Origin of the sequence: Pseudomonas sp. V88_4 (assembly GCF_029967985.1) — a bacterium.
Lineage (GTDB): Bacteria > Pseudomonadota > Gammaproteobacteria > Pseudomonadales > Pseudomonadaceae > Aquipseudomonas > Aquipseudomonas glycinae.
This window is the reverse complement of record NZ_JASCAF010000028.1, coordinates 133,020-149,618: the sequence shown is the minus strand read 5'-3', so window position 1 is coordinate 149,618 and position 16,599 is coordinate 133,020. Positions and strand designations below refer to the sequence as shown.

The 16,599-nt window shown below is 59.2% G+C and carries 17 protein-coding genes; 5 read left to right on the top strand and 12 right to left on the bottom strand.

What is annotated here, in order from left to right; all coding sequences use genetic code 11:
- Window positions 1-68: 68 nt before the first annotated feature.
- The 6 genes from msrQ to QLG12_RS08645 form a co-directional block, all read right to left on the bottom strand.
- A complete protein-coding gene (gene msrQ, locus QLG12_RS08670) occupies window positions 69-692 on the bottom strand; it encodes a protein-methionine-sulfoxide reductase heme-binding subunit MsrQ (protein ID WP_282474315.1) in 624 nt (207 codons plus the stop codon).
- Window positions 692-1,705 (bottom strand): protein-methionine-sulfoxide reductase catalytic subunit MsrP, encoded by a 1,014-nt coding sequence (gene msrP / locus QLG12_RS08665; RefSeq protein ID WP_197870659.1) that lies wholly within the window; start codon window positions 1,703-1,705, stop codon window positions 692-694. Before msrP ends, msrQ begins: the two co-directional genes overlap by 1 nt.
- 62 nt (window positions 1,706-1,767) lie before the next feature.
- Window positions 1,768-2,625, bottom strand: a complete 858-nt coding sequence (gene pssA, locus QLG12_RS08660) for a CDP-diacylglycerol--serine O-phosphatidyltransferase (protein ID WP_039771608.1) — start codon at window positions 2,623-2,625, stop codon at window positions 1,768-1,770.
- Window positions 2,626-2,772: 147 nt separating this feature from the next.
- Window positions 2,773-3,789 carry a ketol-acid reductoisomerase gene (gene ilvC, locus QLG12_RS08655; protein ID WP_007959661.1) on the bottom strand — a complete coding sequence of 339 codons (1,017 nt, stop codon included), beginning with the start codon at window positions 3,787-3,789 and terminating at the stop codon, window positions 2,773-2,775.
- A 48-nt stretch (window positions 3,790-3,837) separates the two neighbouring features.
- A complete protein-coding gene (gene ilvN, locus QLG12_RS08650; RefSeq protein ID WP_003205610.1) occupies window positions 3,838-4,329 on the bottom strand; it encodes an acetolactate synthase small subunit in 492 nt (163 codons plus the stop codon).
- Between the two features lie 2 nt (window positions 4,330-4,331).
- The gene (locus tag QLG12_RS08645) at window positions 4,332-6,056 is read right to left on the bottom strand and encodes an acetolactate synthase 3 large subunit (RefSeq protein WP_011335952.1); all 1,725 of its coding nucleotides are present in this window, start codon (window positions 6,054-6,056) and stop codon (window positions 4,332-4,334) included.
- A gap of 400 nt (window positions 6,057-6,456) precedes the next feature.
- Between QLG12_RS08645 and QLG12_RS08640 the strand changes: the two genes are divergently transcribed.
- On the top strand, window positions 6,457-6,873 hold the full coding sequence (locus tag QLG12_RS08640; RefSeq protein ID WP_197870657.1) for a DUF4124 domain-containing protein: 417 nt from the start codon (window positions 6,457-6,459) through the stop codon (window positions 6,871-6,873).
- 18 nt (window positions 6,874-6,891) lie between these two features.
- Here the strand turns inward: QLG12_RS08640 and QLG12_RS08635 are convergent, their stop codons facing one another.
- From QLG12_RS08635 to mrcB, 3 genes are read right to left on the bottom strand one after another with little or no spacing between them, the layout of a single operon-like run.
- The gene (locus tag QLG12_RS08635; RefSeq protein ID WP_197870655.1) at window positions 6,892-7,227 is read right to left on the bottom strand and encodes a YqcC family protein; all 336 of its coding nucleotides are present in this window, start codon (window positions 7,225-7,227) and stop codon (window positions 6,892-6,894) included.
- Entirely contained in the window at window positions 7,227-7,973 is a 747-nt protein-coding gene (locus tag QLG12_RS08630) for a tetratricopeptide repeat protein (protein WP_197870653.1), read from the bottom strand. Before QLG12_RS08630 ends, QLG12_RS08635 begins: the two co-directional genes overlap by 1 nt.
- A gap of 16 nt (window positions 7,974-7,989) precedes the next feature.
- Complete coding sequence (gene mrcB / locus QLG12_RS08625; protein ID WP_085655086.1) at window positions 7,990-10,314, bottom strand: penicillin-binding protein 1B; 2,325 nt, start codon at window positions 10,312-10,314, stop codon at window positions 7,990-7,992.
- 118 nt (window positions 10,315-10,432) lie between these two features.
- Between mrcB and QLG12_RS08620 the strand changes: the two genes are divergently transcribed.
- The 4 genes from QLG12_RS08620 to QLG12_RS08605 all read left to right on the top strand — a co-directional run bounded on the left by QLG12_RS08620 (window position 10,433) and on the right by QLG12_RS08605 (window position 13,723).
- Complete coding sequence (locus QLG12_RS08620; RefSeq protein ID WP_197870651.1) at window positions 10,433-11,989, top strand: bifunctional aminoglycoside phosphotransferase/ATP-binding protein; 1,557 nt, start codon at window positions 10,433-10,435, stop codon at window positions 11,987-11,989.
- A gap of 91 nt (window positions 11,990-12,080) precedes the next feature.
- Complete coding sequence (locus QLG12_RS08615; RefSeq protein WP_007959639.1) at window positions 12,081-12,425, top strand: pentapeptide repeat-containing protein; 345 nt, start codon at window positions 12,081-12,083, stop codon at window positions 12,423-12,425.
- Between the two features lie 220 nt (window positions 12,426-12,645).
- Window positions 12,646-12,918, top strand: a complete 273-nt coding sequence (locus QLG12_RS08610) for a TfoX/Sxy family protein (RefSeq protein ID WP_003228231.1) — start codon at window positions 12,646-12,648, stop codon at window positions 12,916-12,918.
- 13 nt (window positions 12,919-12,931) lie between these two features.
- A complete protein-coding gene (locus QLG12_RS08605; protein WP_197870649.1) occupies window positions 12,932-13,723 on the top strand; it encodes a cyclic nucleotide-binding domain-containing protein in 792 nt (263 codons plus the stop codon).
- Window positions 13,724-13,948: 225 nt separating this feature from the next.
- On the opposite strand, the gene QLG12_RS08600 is transcribed toward QLG12_RS08605, so the two are convergent.
- Genes QLG12_RS08600 through QLG12_RS08590 form a run of 3 tightly spaced genes read right to left on the bottom strand, consistent with a single transcriptional unit; the run spans window position 13,949 to window position 16,572 of the window.
- Window positions 13,949-14,800, bottom strand: coding sequence for a ChaN family lipoprotein (locus QLG12_RS08600; RefSeq protein WP_282474314.1), 852 nt, complete (start codon window positions 14,798-14,800; stop codon window positions 13,949-13,951).
- 21 nt (window positions 14,801-14,821) lie between these two features.
- Window positions 14,822-15,589, bottom strand: a complete 768-nt coding sequence (locus QLG12_RS08595) for a heme ABC transporter ATP-binding protein (RefSeq protein ID WP_236194086.1) — start codon at window positions 15,587-15,589, stop codon at window positions 14,822-14,824.
- The gene (locus tag QLG12_RS08590) at window positions 15,589-16,572 is read right to left on the bottom strand and encodes an iron ABC transporter permease (RefSeq protein WP_170928972.1); all 984 of its coding nucleotides are present in this window, start codon (window positions 16,570-16,572) and stop codon (window positions 15,589-15,591) included. The genes QLG12_RS08595 and QLG12_RS08590 overlap by 1 nt, the downstream gene beginning before the upstream one ends.
- Window positions 16,573-16,599 lie beyond the last annotated feature (27 nt).

Sequence of the window (16,599 nt, the reverse complement as noted above, 5' to 3'; positions counted from 1 at the left end):
GGAGTTTTCCGTTTCGACTGCGCCGGAAGTGGGGCGAATTATAGAGACTCAGAATTTGCCGTCAACCCTTAATTTCGCTTTTCCTGAAAAACCTGTTTTTTACCCATCAAGCGCGGGATCCGGCGAGTCAAAGCGGGAATTCGCAGCGCCAAAAGGAAACCACCTATAAAGGCATAGATTGCCCACTCCTTAAGATCAGCACGCACAATCCACAGCATATGCAGCAATCCCAACCCGAGAATCACATAAACAAGCCGGTGCAACTTCTTCCAGCGAGTGCCCAATCGGCGCTGACTATATCGGTTGGAGGTAACCGCCAATGCCAGTAGCCCCAGAAAACCCAGAGCACCCACAATAATGTAGGGACGCTTGCGCAACTCGACACCCAGTTGCGACCAGTCGAAACCGAGAATGAACGCCATGTAGCTGCAAAGATGCAGAACCACATAGGCGAAACACCAGAGCCCCAACTGTCGACGCACAGCAATCCACCCGGCCCACCCCGTAAGTTTCTGCAGCGGCGTCATACTCAGGGTAATCAACAGCAATACCAATGTGCCAAGCCCCAGTCGATCAACCAGGACTTTCCCCGGATCCGGCCCAAGCAGATCCGCAAAGGCCTGATAGAACCAAAACAGCGGACAGATCGCCGCAGCGAGGAAGACGCTCACGCGCCAGATCGGATATCGCATCAGTAGTTCTTCCGCAAATCGAGCCCTGTATATAAAGAGGCGACCTCGTCCGCATAACCGTTGAACATCTGCGTATCACGCACATTCGGCTTGAACAGACTGTTAGGCAGTCGCCGCTCCCGCGCCTGAGTCCAACGAGGATGGTCGACCGTAGGGTTCACATTCGCATAGAACCCATACTCATCCGCCGCAATGCTTTGCCAGGTTGTCTTCGGTTGCTCGCTGACCAGACTGATCCGCACTATGGATTTGACGCTCTTGAAGCCGTACTTCCACGGCACCACCAGACGCAACGGCGCACCGTTCTGGTTTGGCAATTCACGGCCATACATACCCACCGCCAGAATCGCCAAGGGATTCATCGCCTCATCCAGACGCAAGCCTTCTACATAGGGCCAATCGATCAAGGCAAATCCCGAACGCTGTCCGGGCATGCTCTTCGGATCCTGCAAGGTTTCGAAGCGAATGTATTTGGCATTGGAAGTGGGCTCTACCTGCTTCAACAACGCCGAAATGGGGAAACCGATCCAGGGAATCACCATTGACCACGCCTCGACACAACGAAGACGATAGATGCGCTCCTCCAACTGGTACGGTTTCATGAAGTCTTCCAGGGCATAACGCCCCGGCTTACCCACCTCCCCGTCCACGACAACACTCCACGGTTCGGTTTTCAACGAACCGGCATTGGCCGCCGGGTCGCCCTTGTCGGTGCCGAATTCATAGAAGTTGTTGTAATGGGTCGCGTCTTTGAAAGGTGTGATCGCCTCATCCTTGACGCTCACCGCGCCCCATTTGACAGAGGGCAGTTTCTCGGTGAACCAGGCGGGCGCCTTTCCGGCCTCGACATCGGCATAGCGGGCAGCCTCTTCGGCACTGGCCCAGCGCGGCAGACTGCTCACAGCCAAACCGGCCGCAGTCGCTCCGAGCAATTGTCGGCGAGAGAGATAAATGGATTCAGGCGTGACGTCCGATTCATGGCAATCGGACGCTTTGGGGACTTTGATCAGCATGGCAACTCCGCAGCTTTGGAGGACAGATGCACCATAGACTGCGGAGTATGAGGGAAATTACATCACTCGGCGTGTTTGTGACGACGAAGATGCAACAGATACTGCACCGGACCCGACGCGGCATAAGCGAGGAACACCAGCAGGAGAATGCGAGGCGGATCGCTGAACACCACGGCAAACACCAGCACCACCGCAAGGATCGCCACGAAAGGCACGCGCCCCTTCAAGTCCAGCTCCTTGAAGCTGTTGTACTTGATGTTGCTGACCATCAGCATGCCGGCGGCCGCCACCATCAGCGCGACCAGGAATGACATCTTCGACCCCTGGATCCCGTAATCGCTGAACGCCCAGACAATCCCCGCAACCACACCGGCAGCAGCCGGGCTGGCCAGACCAATGAAATAACGCTTGTCAGCAGTGCCCACCTGAGTATTGAAGCGCGCCAGACGCAATGCCGCACCCGCCACATAAATGAAGGCGACCATCCAGCCGACCTTGCCCATGTCGCCCAGCGCCCAGCCGAATGCCAGTAATGCCGGCGCGACACCAAAGGCGACCATGTCCGACAGCGAGTCGTACTCGGCGCCGAAGGCACTTTGGGTATTGGTCATGCGCGCTACGCGACCATCAAGACCGTCGAGCACCATGGCGACAAAAATCGCGATGGCGGCGAAGGCGAAATACTTGCTCGCATTCGCGGCATCCCCGGCGCTCAGCGCAGCCTGGGCACTCATCGAGTTGATGATGGAATAGAACCCTGCGAACAGGTTCGCAGTGGTGAACAGATTTGGCAGAAGATAGATACCACGATGCCGGACTTTACGGCCTTCTGCGTCATGCCCTTCTTCGATGTGCTCATCAATGGGCAGCAGGCTTTCGGCGTCGGAAGCCTGGTTCGGCTCTTCGGGACGTTCGCTCATGGACAGTACCTTGCAACGGATTGGACATTTTCGACAGGTGTCTGGGACGACGGTTCGGCCACAAACGATGCAGCTTTATACCAGAACCGCCCGCCCATACGAAAAAACGCGGCCGAGGCCGCGTTTTTTCGTACAAGGTTCGACGACTTAGTTTTTGGCTTTGTCGACGATCTTGTTGGCACCGATCCACGGCATCATGGAGCGCAGTTGCTCGCCGATGATTTCGATACCGTGAGCGGCGTTGTTACGACGCTTGGCGGTCATCGAAGGGTAGCCGGTTGCGCCTTCGCTGATGAACATTTTGGCGTATTCGCCGTCCTGAATACGTTTCAGGGCGTTGCGCATGGCCTGACGGGATTCGGCGTTGATCACTTCCGGACCGGTCACGTACTCGCCGTATTCAGCGTTGTTGGAGATCGAGTAGTTCATGTTGGCGATACCGCCTTCGTACATGAGGTCAACGATCAGTTTCAGTTCGTGCAGGCATTCGAAGTAGGCCATTTCCGGCGCGTAGCCAGCTTCAACCAGGGTTTCGAAACCGGCTTTCACCAGCTCGACGGTACCGCCGCACAGAACGGCTTGTTCGCCGAACAGGTCGGTTTCGGTCTCGTCCTTAAAGGTAGTTTCGATGATGCCGGTACGACCACCACCCACGCCGGCGGCGTAGGACAGTGCAACGTTCTTGGCGTTGCCCGAGGCGTCCTGGTAGATCGCGATCAGGTCAGGGATACCGCCGCCTTTCACGAACTCGGAACGTACGGTGTGGCCCGGGGCTTTCGGCGCGATCATGATCACGTCGAGGTCGGCACGCGGAACAACCTGGTTGTAGTGGATCGCGAAGCCGTGGGAGAAGGCCAGGGTGGCGCCTTTCTTGATGTTCGGCTCGATTTCGTTCTTGTACAGCTGGGACTGGAACTCGTCCGGGGTCAGGATCATGACCAGGTCGGCACCGGCAACAGCGGCAGCCACGTCGGTCACTTTCAGGCCGTGGGCTTCAGCCTTGGCAACGGTAGCCGAACCTTTACGCAGACCGACGGTAACGTCGACACCGGAATCTTTCAGGTTGCATGCCTGGGCGTGGCCTTGGGAACCGTAACCGATGATGGCAACTTTCTTGCCCTGGATGATCGACAGGTCGCAGTCTTTATCGTAGAAAACTTTCATGAATTTCCCCTTTATATCCAGGCCGTTCAGGCCATTCGCTAATTTGGTTTAGATGCTGAGTACTTTGTCACCGCGGGCGATACCGGTGACGCCACTGCGGACAGTCTCCAGAATCGATGCGGTGCCGATGGACTGAATGAAGCTGTCGAGCTTGTCGCTGGTACCGGTCAGTTGAACGGTATATACGCTGGCGCTGACGTCGACGATCTGTCCACGGTAAATATCGGTGGTGCGTTTGATCTCGGCGCGCTGGGCGCCAGTGGCCTTGACCTTGACCAGCATCAGTTCGCGCTCGATGTGAGCGCTTTCCGACAGGTCCACCAGCTTGACCACTTCGATCAGCTTGTTCAGGTTTTTGGTGATCTGCTCGATGATTTCATCGTGACCGACGGTGGTCAGCGTCAGACGCGACAGGGTCGGGTCTTCGGTTGGCGCCACGGTCAGGCTTTCGATGTTGTAGTTGCGCTGCGAGAACAGGCCGACTACGCGAGACAAAGCACCGGGTTCGTTTTCCAGAAGCAAGGAAATAATGTGCCGCATGATTAGGTACGCTCCGTCTTGCTCAGCCACATATCGCGCATGGAGCCGTCTTTGATCTGCATCGGATAGACGTGCTCGCTGGTGTCGACCGAAATGTCGATCACCACCAGGCGATCTTTCATGGCGAACGCCTCTTCCATCTTCGATTTCAAATCTTTCGATTCGGTGATGCGCACGCCGACGTGGCCATAGGCTTCAGCCAGCTTGACGAAGTCAGGCAAGGATTCCATGTAGGAGTGCGAGTGACGGCTGCCGTAACTCATGTCCTGCCACTGACGAACCATGCCCAGAACACCGTTGTTCAAGATGACGATCTTGACCGGCAAACCATACTGCAGGCAGGTCGACAGCTCCTGGATGTTCATCTGGATGCTGCCTTCACCGGTGACGCACGCAACATCGGTGTCAGGGAAGCTCAAAGCGATACCCATCGCTGCCGGCAGACCGAAGCCCATCGTGCCCAGGCCACCGGAGTTGATCCAGCGGTTAGGCTTGTTGAACTTGTAGTACTGCGCAGCAAACATCTGGTGCTGGCCCACGTCCGAGGTCACAAAGGCATCGCCCTTGGTCACTTCGCACAGGGTCTCGATCACGGTCTGTGGCTTGATCTTGCTGCCGTCGCCCTTGTCGTAAGGGAACAGGCCACGATCACCGCGCCATTCATCAACCTGCTTCCACCAGCTGGCAACGGCTTCCTTGTTCGGGGTTTCGCCGATTTCCTTGAGGATCGCGACCATTTCGGTCAGGACGCTCTCCACCGGACCAACGATTGGCACATCGGCCTTGATGGTCTTGGAAATCGAAGCCGGGTCGATGTCGATATGGATGATCTTGGCGTTCGGGCAAAACTTCGGCGCGCCGTTGATCACGCGATCGTCAAAACGCGCACCGACCGCCAGGATCACGTCGGCATGATGCATCGCCAGGTTGGCGGTATAGCTGCCGTGCATGCCGAGCATGCCGATGAACTGACGATCAGTGCCAGGATAGGCACCCAGGCCCATCAAGGTATTGGTAACCGGCAGGTTGAGCATTTTTGCCAGTTCAGTCAGCGGCGCGGAGCCGTTGCCGAGGATCACGCCACCGCCGGAGTACAGCACGGGACGCTTGGCCGCCAGGAGCATTTCTGCCGCCTTGCGGATTTGCCCGGAGTGACCGCGAACGGCCGGGCTGTAGGAACGCAGTTTGGCTTTCTTCGGGAAGATGTATTCGAACTTTTCGGCCGGATTGGTCATGTCTTTCGGGATATCGACCACGACCGGGCCCGGACGACCGGATTGCGCCAGGTAGAAGGCTTTCTTCATGACTTCCGGGATTTCCGAAGCGTGCTTGATCATGAAGCTGTGCTTCACGATCGGCCGGGAGATACCGATCATGTCGGTTTCCTGGAACGCATCGGTGCCGACCATGGTGCTTGGCACCTGACCGGAAATGATCACCATTGGAATCGAGTCCATATAGGCGGTGGCGATACCGGTGATGGCGTTTGTGGCGCCTGGACCGGAAGTCACCAATACCACGCCGGCTTTACCGGTGGCACGGGCGTAGCCGTCAGCCATATGGGTAGCCGCTTGTTCGTGACGAACCAGGATGTGGGTCACTTCCGGTTCTTTGAACAGGGCATCGTAAACATGAAGGAGAGCACCACCCGGGTACCCGTAGATATATTTGACGCCTTCGTCACGCAAAAAGCGGACGAGCATCTCACCGCCAGATAAAAGCTCCACGTTGTTCACCTCTAAAACGCCAGAATACCGTCCACAAAAAAGCGAACGGGTCTTAATAGGTTTACTTCTCGGCAGAGCATGAGCGACGGTGGTCGCCGACTACGTCAGCACTGACTGAGCAAGTATTGGGATCGTCCCAAGTGTTGCGGGCCTTTCCCACCCAGCGCGAGGTAACGCGTTGCGGGTGTAACAGGTCGACGCGGATATGCGCCTCATGATCTGCCGAGAGGGTCTGCTTCTGGCAGTCCCTGTACAGCGGACTTTGGATTCTTCTGTTTCGCCCTCTGCAAGTCAAGCCGTCAATGTGCTTAATTGTGGGTAAGCACATGAGAACGCAAGAAAAAACCTGGAAACCGCTACTCTGTTAGCTTCAATTGCGCAGTTTTGCCAAGGAATCAGCATGCGAACGCTTCTCTTAACTCTGCTAATCAGCGTCAGCTCTTGGTGCATGGCCGGTCAGATCTACAAATGGGTCGATGCCCAAGGCGTCACCCATTTCGATCAACAGCCACCACAAGGGCAGTCATCCACCGCCGTGAAGACGCCCTCCTCTCCCGCACCAATACCTGCCGCATTACCTGGCAGCGGCGCGCTGGGCGATCAGAAAGCCATCGATGACAAGGTGAAGAAGCAAGTGGCCGAACAACAGAATCAACTCAAGGCATTTTGCGAACAGGCGCGCACGAATCTCGCGCAACTGCAGAACAATCCGCGCTTGAGGGAGGAAGTGGAGGGAGAACTGCGGCGGCTGAATGACGAGCAGCGCCAGCAACGTACTGAAGAGGCAAAGAAACAGATAGCGGAAAACTGCCAGTAACGACTGGCAGCTCCCGGTTCAGCGTGAGGCGGTGATCAGCAGGTCGAACTCTTTGAGCAACACCTGAAGCTGCCGATCCTTGCCCTGAAGATTGCGCTGGGCGAAGACCATCTCGGCCATTTCCTGAATGCCCGAGGCATTGGGCAATGGCAGATTCTGTTCGAGGATCATCTTCATCCGCGGCAGGAAGATCCATTGCAGCCACTGCTCGAAATCGAGGGTGTCGACCGAAAACGGCTCGACGCTGCTCAGGGCTTCGACCGAGGGCTGGACGTCATCCCACCAGCCCTGGGTGCGCAGTTCACGCTCGATCAACAGCAATTGATCGGCGACTTTGGAGAAACGACTGTCCATCACAGCGAAACCTTGGCCTTCTGACGGGCCAGAGTGGCGCCGGCGGAATCACCTTGTTTCTCACGCGCCTGAGCGATCAATTCCCACAGACTGGCCTGCAATTCCGGACGACCGTTAGCCATGGTCAGTGCACGACGTGCGGTCTGCTCGGCTTGCGGCGCATCACCCTGGGCCATGCGCACCTGCGCCAGACGGTAAAGCACTTGCGGCTCGCGCGGCGCTACACGCTGGGCGCGTTCCAGACTGGAAGACGCGCCGTTGAGGTCGCCACCGGCCTGCTGCTGTTGCGCAGTGCTCAACAGTGCGAGCACCGGGCCGTCCAGCTGCTCATCGGCAGACAGACCGCCACCGCTGCTGGCCGAAGGAATGCCGCTCGGCGTCGAAGGCATGCTGTAACTGCCGGAGCTGATCGGCGCCGACTCGACCGGCGAAGGGTTATACGGCCCCGGCGTGATGCCGCCGGACGCCGGGCCCGGAACGATCGGCGAAGTGCTGATCGGCGCCGAAGCCGCTGCGCCGCCCGGCACCATTACCACCACACCGGTATCGCCTTGCGGGATCGCCTGGGTCTGGGCCTGTGCGGGACGTTTCACCGTCGTTTGACGGAAACCGCCATTGGCCGAAATGCGCTCGCTGTTGGACACGGCGGTGCCGGAGTCCACAACCGGGATCGAACCACGCTGTACGGTGGAGCAGCCGCTGAGCAAAGCCACGGCGGTCACCGCTGGAATCAACCACTTGTTCACTTGAAACCCTCTTTGCTTAATTCATCCAGCCCTTGACCCAATCCATCACCGACTCGCCCGAGGCCGGGCTTTCGCCCGCGCAGGAGGCGCCGGGTGGCGGTTCGCTGCCGCGAATATACGGCATCTGCACGGCGCCCGGACAGTTGGCATCAGAACCCTGGCCGGTACGCGAATCGACCCAGGCCTGCACCACGTTATCCGGTTGCGGCATGTCCAGCGGCAGCGGATCGGCCTTGCGCATGAAGCTGGTCCAGACCTGCAACGCACCGGTGGCCCCGGTGAACGGCGTCTTGCCGTTGTCGTCACGGCCGAGCCAGACCACCGCCAGCAGATCCTGGCTGAAGCCGGCAAACCAGCTGTCGCGCGAATCGTTACTGGTGCCGGTCTTGCCCGCCAGCGTCAGGGTTCTTGGCAACACGTTATAAACCGAACTGCCGGTGCCTTCACGCATGACCCGCTGCATGGCGTTCTGGATCAGATAGATCGAGGCCGGATCGAAACGCTGCTCGATCTGGAACGGATAACGCTTGAGCGGCTCGCCGTCGGCAGTCAGCACGCTGCGAATCCCGCGCATCGGGGTGTTGAAGCCACCGTTGGCCAGGGTCTGGTACATGGTCGCGACTTCGATCGGGGTCATGCCGCCAGCGCCGAGCAACATCGACGGAAAGGCCGGGAATTCGCGGGTTACGCCCAGTCGGCCGAGCGTCTTGAGGACATTCGGAACACCGACCGCCAGACCGAGACGCGAGGTCGACAGGTTGTAGGAATGTGCCAGCCCCTGATACAGGAACACCGTACCGTGGGAGCGACGGTCGTAATTCTGCGGTTTCCAGACCTGACCGTCTGCGCCCTTGATTGAAAGCGGCTCGTCCGACAGCCAACTGGTCAGCGTGTACTGGCTCGGCTTCTCCAGCGCCGTCAGGTAAACCGCCGGCTTGATCAGCGAACCGATCGGCCGCACCGCATCCAGTGCCCGGTTGAACCCGGCAAAACTCGCCTGACGGCTGCCGATCATGGCCTGGACTTCGCCGGTTTCCGGGTTGGTCACGACCATCGCCGCTTCCACGTCGTCGGAACCCTTGCGACCGGACAGGCGCTTGAAAGTGTCATTGACCGACGCTTCGGCTTTCATCTGCAAAATCGGATCGAAGCTGGTGAAAATCCGCAGGCCTTCTTCGGTCAAGTCTTCGTCGCGATAGTCTTCACGCAACTGGCGCTTGACCAGATCGATGAAGCCCGGGAACGAGCTGTCGGCCAGCTTGCCGCGGGTGGTCACGCCCAGTGGCATTTTTTTCGCGGCGGCCACCTGCTCGGCGGAAGCGACACCCTGCTGCTCAAGCACATCGAGCACCAGATTGCGTCGCTCCAGCGCCCGCTCCGGGTTGCGACGCGGGTTGTAATAGGACGGGCCTTTGACCATCCCGACCAACAGCGCGACCTGATGCAGTTTCAACTCGGACAAAGGCTGAGCGAAGAAGAACTGGCTGGCCAGACCGAAACCGTGCACTGCACGCTGACCGTCCTGACCGACAAAGACTTCGTTGAGGTAAGCCTCAAGGATTTCCTTTTTGTCGTAATGCAGTTCAAGCAGCATCGCCATCATCGCTTCGGTGAGCTTGCGGGTCAGGCTGCGTTCGTTGGTGAGGTAGAAGTTCTTGACCAGTTGCTGAGTCAGCGTACTGCCGCCCTGAGTCATCTTGCCGCCCGAGGTATTGACCCAAACGGCGCGGGCAATCGATTTCGGCGACACGCCCCAGTGGCTGTAGAAGTCCCGGTCTTCCACGGCGACCAGGGTTTCCAGCAGATAGGGCGGCACCTGATCGAGCTTGATCAGAATCCGGTCTTCGAGGTTTTTCGGGTAGATACCGCCGATCATCAGCGGCTCCAGGCGTACCACGGAGAGCTTCGAACCGTTGATCGCCGAGAGTTCGGCCACGTAATCGCCGGAAAAACGCACGCGCACCGGCTGCGGTTTCTCGAGGCCTTCATAGAACTGGAAACCACGAGTATTCAGATCAACCGTGTTGCCATTGACCGCCGCCGCGCCAGGACCGTTGCTCACGGCTTCGCGGCGATAGCCCAGGGCATCGAGTTCGGTGAGGAAATCGTCCTTGCTCAGCTTCTGTCCGACGAACAGCTCGAGCGGACGCGCGTATACCTTGGCCGGGATGGTCCAGCGCTTGCCGGAGAACTTCTCCTGCACCACCGCATCGAGATAAACGGCGAAGCCGGCCAGCACCACAAGGCCGACCAGACTGAGTTTAAGGGCCCAGCCCAACCACGGGCGCAGGCCCCGGGAAGCTGGTTTTTTAGGGGTACGGGGAGATCGAGTACGAGTCATGGCGGCGGATTATACGCACTTTATTCATACTCAACAGGAGCGCTCGGAGGTTTGCGTCGGGCTGGCGAGCGGCCATAATGAGCGCCTTGAATTTCCCCCAGTCTCTGAAGGATCGTCCGTGAGCCAGTCCCTGATCGCTGCCCTGCAAAACCCGGCCCTCTACCCGCATCCCGTCGAAGGGTTCCAGGTCATCGAAACCCATATCTCGTGGGTACTGCTCACCGGTCCCTACGCTTATAAAGTGAAGAAACCGGTGAACTTCGGCTTCCTCGACTTCACCAGCCTCGAGTCCCGTGAGCACTTCTGCGGTGAAGAGCTGCGCCTGAACCAGCGCCTGACCGAAGATTTGTATCTGGAAGTGATTCCAGTGACCGGCAGCGCCGAAGCTCCGCAACTGGGTGGCGACGGCCCGGCCATCGAGTACGTGCTGAAAATGCGTCAGTTCCCGCAGTCCGGCCTGCTCAGCACCCTGCAAGCCAACGGCGAGCTGACCACCGCGCACATCGACGCGATGGCCGAGCAAATCGCCCGCTTCCACCTCAATGCGCCGAAAGTCCCGGCCGAGCACGATGCCGGCACGCCTGAAAGCGTGATGGCGCCGGTACGCCAGAACTTCGAACAGATCCTGCCGTTCCTCAGCGACAAGAACGATCTGCTGCAACTCGACGCTCTGCAAGCATGGGCTGAAAGCAGCTTCGATCGCCTCAAGCCGCTGTTCGCCCAACGCAAGACCGACGGTTTCACTCGCGAATGCCACGGTGACATTCACCTGGGCAACGCCACGCTGATCGACGGCCAGGTCGTGATCTTCGACTGCATCGAATTCAACGAACCGTTCCGCTTCACCGACGTATGGGCCGACACCGGCTTCCTGGCGATGGACCTTGAAGACCGTGGCCTGAAATCCCTGGCCCGTCGTTTCATCAGCCAATACCTGGAACTGACCGGCGACTATCAAGGCCTGGAAGTGCTGAACTTCTACAAGGCGTACCGCGCGCTGGTGCGTGCGAAAGTTGCGCTGTTCAGCATGCCGGCCGACGCGACACCGGTGCAGCGCGCCACCACCCTGCGCCAGTACCGCAACTACGCCAACCTGGCGGAAAGCTACAGCACCATTCCTTCGCGCTTCATGGCGATCACCCATGGCGTTTCCGCTGTCGGTAAAAGCCACGTTGCCATGCGTCTGGTCGAAGCACTGGGCGCGATCCGCCTGCGTTCCGATGTCGAGCGCAAGCGCCTGTTCGGTGAGCAAACCGTTGCCAATGATGTTCAGGCCGGGATCTACAGCGCCGACGCCAGCACTGCAACCTATGCGCGTCTGCATGAAATTGCCGAAGTGATTTTGCACGCCGGTTTCCCGGTGGTGATCGATGCCACTTACCTCAAGCGCGAACAACGCGACAACGCCGCCAAAGTCGCCGAAGCCACTGGCACGCCTTTCCTGATCCTTGACTGCAACGCTCCGCAGGCAGTGATCGAGAGCTGGCTGGCGATTCGTCAGGCAGACAAAAAGGACCCGTCCGACGCGACCCTCGCCGTGATCGAAGCTCAACAAGCCAACCGCGAAGCCCTGACCCCGGAAGAAATCCTGCGCAGCAAACGCGTGCAGACCAATGAATCCGGCACCCTGGACACCGTCGTGGCGCAGATTCGCCAGCGCCTGCCAGGCCTGTAAGAAACTATTTCGGCCGTGAAGCCCTCGCTTGCTTCACGGCCGTCAAATAGTGGCACTATACTGGCGTCATAAAACCAACAGGTGATTTGACATGAGCCAGCCAAAACTACTCGACACCCCGCTTTATGCCTTGCTGCACAAAGACGACATCACAGGTTTCAACAATGAACGCCCGAAAGACGGCCCGATCGATATGGTCGGCGGCGACTTCCGTGGCCTCGACCTGCGCGAGCTGAACGCCGATGGTGTGGATTTCCGGGACGCCTACTTCCGTTCCGCCGACCTGCGCGGCATCGACTTTCGCAACGCTTCACTGGAAGGCGCGAGTCTGGCTCATGCGCAAATTTCCGGTGCCTACTTCCCGCCAGAACTGAGTGCAGACGAAATCCTGATGTCGATGAATTTCGGTACGCGCCTGCGTTATCGCACCCGCTGAGCCTCGCACCACCCAAACTCGTCCAGCGCCCCCGCTTTGCGCTGGACTGCGTGCTATTGGTAATTCTCCCTCGCCCTCCCCATCCTGATTCATCAGCGGAAACTGACCTTTCTTAGAAGCGTTTGCGTCGAATCCGACCAAACAACCACGCTTTTCCTACTGATGGCTACACTCCTGAGAAGCTCGCCCACGCACCATTCGGCCGTCGCAAGGAGGCTTGATGAATGATGAACTGCAACACCTGAAAAATCTTGGCAAGACGTCGGCGCAATGGCTGCATGCCGTGGGCATCCATAGCGCCTCGGACTTGCGGCGCCTGGGCGCGGTAGATGCCTACCGGGCCGTGCGCACTCGTGGGTTCCGGGCGTCGAAGGTGTTGTTGTACGCGATCGAAGGAGCGTTGATGGATGTGCACTGGAACGACATTCCCGCCGAACGCAAGGATGCGCTGAACAAGCAACTCGAAGCCATTTCCTCTCGCCACAAAAACTGACGGGCACCGACCCATGTACCTGCTCGGAGAACAATCGGCCCAGGCCGATGCACTGATCAACCACTTGCAGAGCTTGCCTGCTCAATGGCTTGAAGGCCTGGTGCCGTGCGGGCCAGCTCTGGAACTGGAAGCCACGGATGATTTGCTGGCGCAGTTGCCGGACGACCAGCTGTTTTTGCTGACGCAAGGTGTCATCACCGGGCGCCTCGGCGGCCGTGGCTTGTTCTACTGGCACGAGGGAGATGTGATCGGTCTTCAGAACGGGCCGGAATGGGCGGATTGCACCTTGTGTACGGATAACCCGCTGACATTGCTGCCTTATCGCCGAAGCGATGTGTTTCAACATGTGTACGGCAGTTCATCGCGCCCGGAGCAGTTTCTGCACTATCTGCTTGGGCAAATGGCGCTGCTGGCCCACGCCGTCGCCGAGTTCAAGCCGCGGGAGTTTCGTAGCACGAATGGCTTCAAACGGGTCGAGCCCGGGGAAGTTCTCATCCGCCAGGGCGACTCGGCCGATCACGTATTCGTGATTATCGAAGGACACGCCGAAGCGTTTGTTAACGGGCACAAGGTAGGCGATGTGCCCAAGGATGAGATCTTCGGCGCCATGGCCGTGTTCACCGGCGAACCGCGCAACGCAACAATCATTGCCCGGGAAGCGAGCACCGTGATGCTGATTCCCGGCGATCAGTTTCTGAGCATGACCCGCACCAACCCGAAAATCGCCCACAGCCTGATCGAAAGCATGGCGCGGCGTATCGACCAGCTCAACAAGCAGCTCACGGCATATAACAGCCAGAACTGAAGCCCTATTCACGGGACGTTTACGCCATTGCCGGGACAAAACGACAGAAATGAAAAAACAGCTGTTGACTCGTTAATGAGAATCGCTATGATTATCACAACTGATCGCGAGATCAGCCGATATTCTGAAAAGCCCTTGGTTCGGACTCTCAGATTATCTCCTCATCAGGCTAATCACGGTTATTTGACCCGGTTTTTACCGGGTCTTTTTTTGCCTGTGGAAAAGTCATTGCTTGCCGAACTGTTTACGCATCTCGGCGCAATAATCCGGTTTCGGTGTGGCCCGAGTGAACCAGACATAATCAGCCATCGCCGCCGTGACCTGACTGCCCTGCTCCGCCAGCATCAGCACCTTCGGCGCTTCCGGCGCCCCCAGATCCAGCACATGCAGCGGTACCCCTACATCCTTGCGCGCGTGATACGCACCCGCCAATAACAACGCAGGCGCGGGTGCCGCCAACAAACGCGAGGCCATTCGCCGATCCCGTTGCTGCTGAACGGCCAGCATTGCCGGCATTTGTGATGACGGCAGCAAGCCGCAGTGAGAATCGCCGATCTGCTCCAGCAGCGTTTCTTTCACAAATTTAGCGCTGCTGCGCTCGCCGCTCAGAACCGGAGGATCGCGATAGAACGCACGAATTTCGATGTTATCGAGGTTGGCCGCCAGCAACGGCCCAGGTTGCGTCAGGGCAAACCGCACAATCGGTCCGTAGAGATTCCAGTCCCAACCGTCCTGCCAGGCCAATGCAGCAGGAAGATCGGCCGGTGGCTTTGCGGCATGGCGCACGTCATCGACGCGCGACTGTTGATCGGGCGTCAGCATTTCCAACAGGAGACTGCCTTGGGGGCGCTTTTCTTCGAGGTTCTGCAACAACCACAATTGAAGGGCATGGTGATCGGCGTTGTCATGCTGCTCTCCAACGATCACCCGCGCCGGACTGCTCAGTTGCGTCAGTAATTGCTGCGCCGTCAGACGCTCGCCGCTTCGCAAATCACGGATCTCGCCCACGACCGGCGGCGCCGCAACATGCTGGCAACCCGCAAGCCACAACACCGCCAACAGCAAAATCCCGCGCATACCCTCACCTCGATGATGAAATCAGCGGGCGATGATCAGCGGATGCCCGCGCTCCGGGTGCTGCTGCACCAATACTTCCAGACCGAAAACCGCCTTCAGCGATTCCGGGCGCAAGACCTGCTGCGGTGTATCCAGTGCGACCGGCCGCCCGCCTTCCAGCAGCAGGATCCGATCACAATAGCGCGCCGCCAGATTCAGATCATGCAGGATCACCAGCACCGCCGCGCCGCGATCGGCAAATTCGCGCACCGCTTGCAGCGTCGTGTGTTGATGCAACGGGTCAAGCATCGAGGTCGGCTCGTCGAGCAGCAACGTCTGTCCCGCCTGTCCCGGCCAGAGTTGCGCCAGCACCCGCGCCAGATGCACCCGCTGACGCTCGCCACCGGACAGCGCCAGATAACTGCGGCCACTCAGGTGTCCGGCATCGGCGGCCCGTAATGCGGCAGCGACGATCTGGTCATCGCGCCCCCGTCCGCTCTGATATGGCAGACGCCCCATGCCGACCACTTCTTCGACAGGAAAGGCAAAGTCCAGTGTCGACACCTGTGGCAACACCGCCAGCCGCTGAGCACGCTGAGTGCCGCTCCAATGGCTCAATGCCTCACCGTCCAGCAGCACTTCCCCTTCGTGTGCGCTCAGCTCACCGCACAACGCGCCGAGCAAGGTGCTTTTGCCGGCGCCATTCGGCCCCAGCACGCCAAGCACTTCGCCCGGTTCGAGTTGCAGGCTGACGTCGGCCAGAACGGTCTTGCGGCCACGGCGGATGTGCAGATTGTGCGCACACAGCATCAGGCACGCCCTCGCAGCAACAGATAAAGGAAGAACGGCGCACCGATGAACGCGGTGACGATGCCGATCGGCAGTTCCGCCGGTGCGAGCGCCAGCCGCGCAACCAGATCCGCCAGCAGCAACAGACTGGCTCCGGCCAGCACCGATGCCGGCAGCAACACCCGGTGATCCGGCCCGGCGAGCAAGCGCACCAGATGCGGCACCACCAGCCCGACGAAACCGATCATCCCTGCCGCCGCCACCGCTGCGCCAACGCCGAGCGCCGTGCAGAACACCAGCTCGCGCTTGAGCCGTTCGACATCGATTCCCAGATGCCCGGCTTCCGATTCGCCGAGCAGCAACGCATTGAGCGCCTTCGCCCGACGTGGAAGCCAAAGCGCAACACCAGCGGTGATGATCAGCAGCGGCCACAATCGCGCATAACTTGCACCGTTGAGGCTGCCCAGGTTCCAGAACGTCAATGTGCGCAATGTCGCGTCGTCGGCCAGATAGGTAAACAGCCCCACCGCCGAACTGGCCAGCGCCGTCAGGGCAATCCCCGCCAGCAACATGGTCGCCACATTGGTCTGCCCATTACGGCGGCCGAGTCGATAGACCAGCGCCGTCACACCCAGACCACCGAGAAACGCACACACCGACAGCAGGTAAGGCCCGAACCACTCCGGCAATCCGCCAAAAAACGAACCACCGACAATCGCCACCGCCGCGCCCAACGCCGCGCCGCTCGAGACGCCAACCAAACCTGGATCCGCCAGCGGATTGCGAAACAGCCCCTGCATCGCCACCCCGGACAGCGCCAGCACACCGCCAACTGCCAACCCGAGCAGCGTACGCGGCAGACGAATCTGCCCGAGAATCAGTTCAGCCTGCTCCAACCCGTCCGGCGCCAGCGGCACACCGATCATGCGCAGGGCAGCGCGCAAGGTATCGAACAACGGCAGACTCACCGGCCCCAATGCCAGCGACAACCAGATCGCCAGCAGACACAGCAGGATCAGGCCGATGAACAA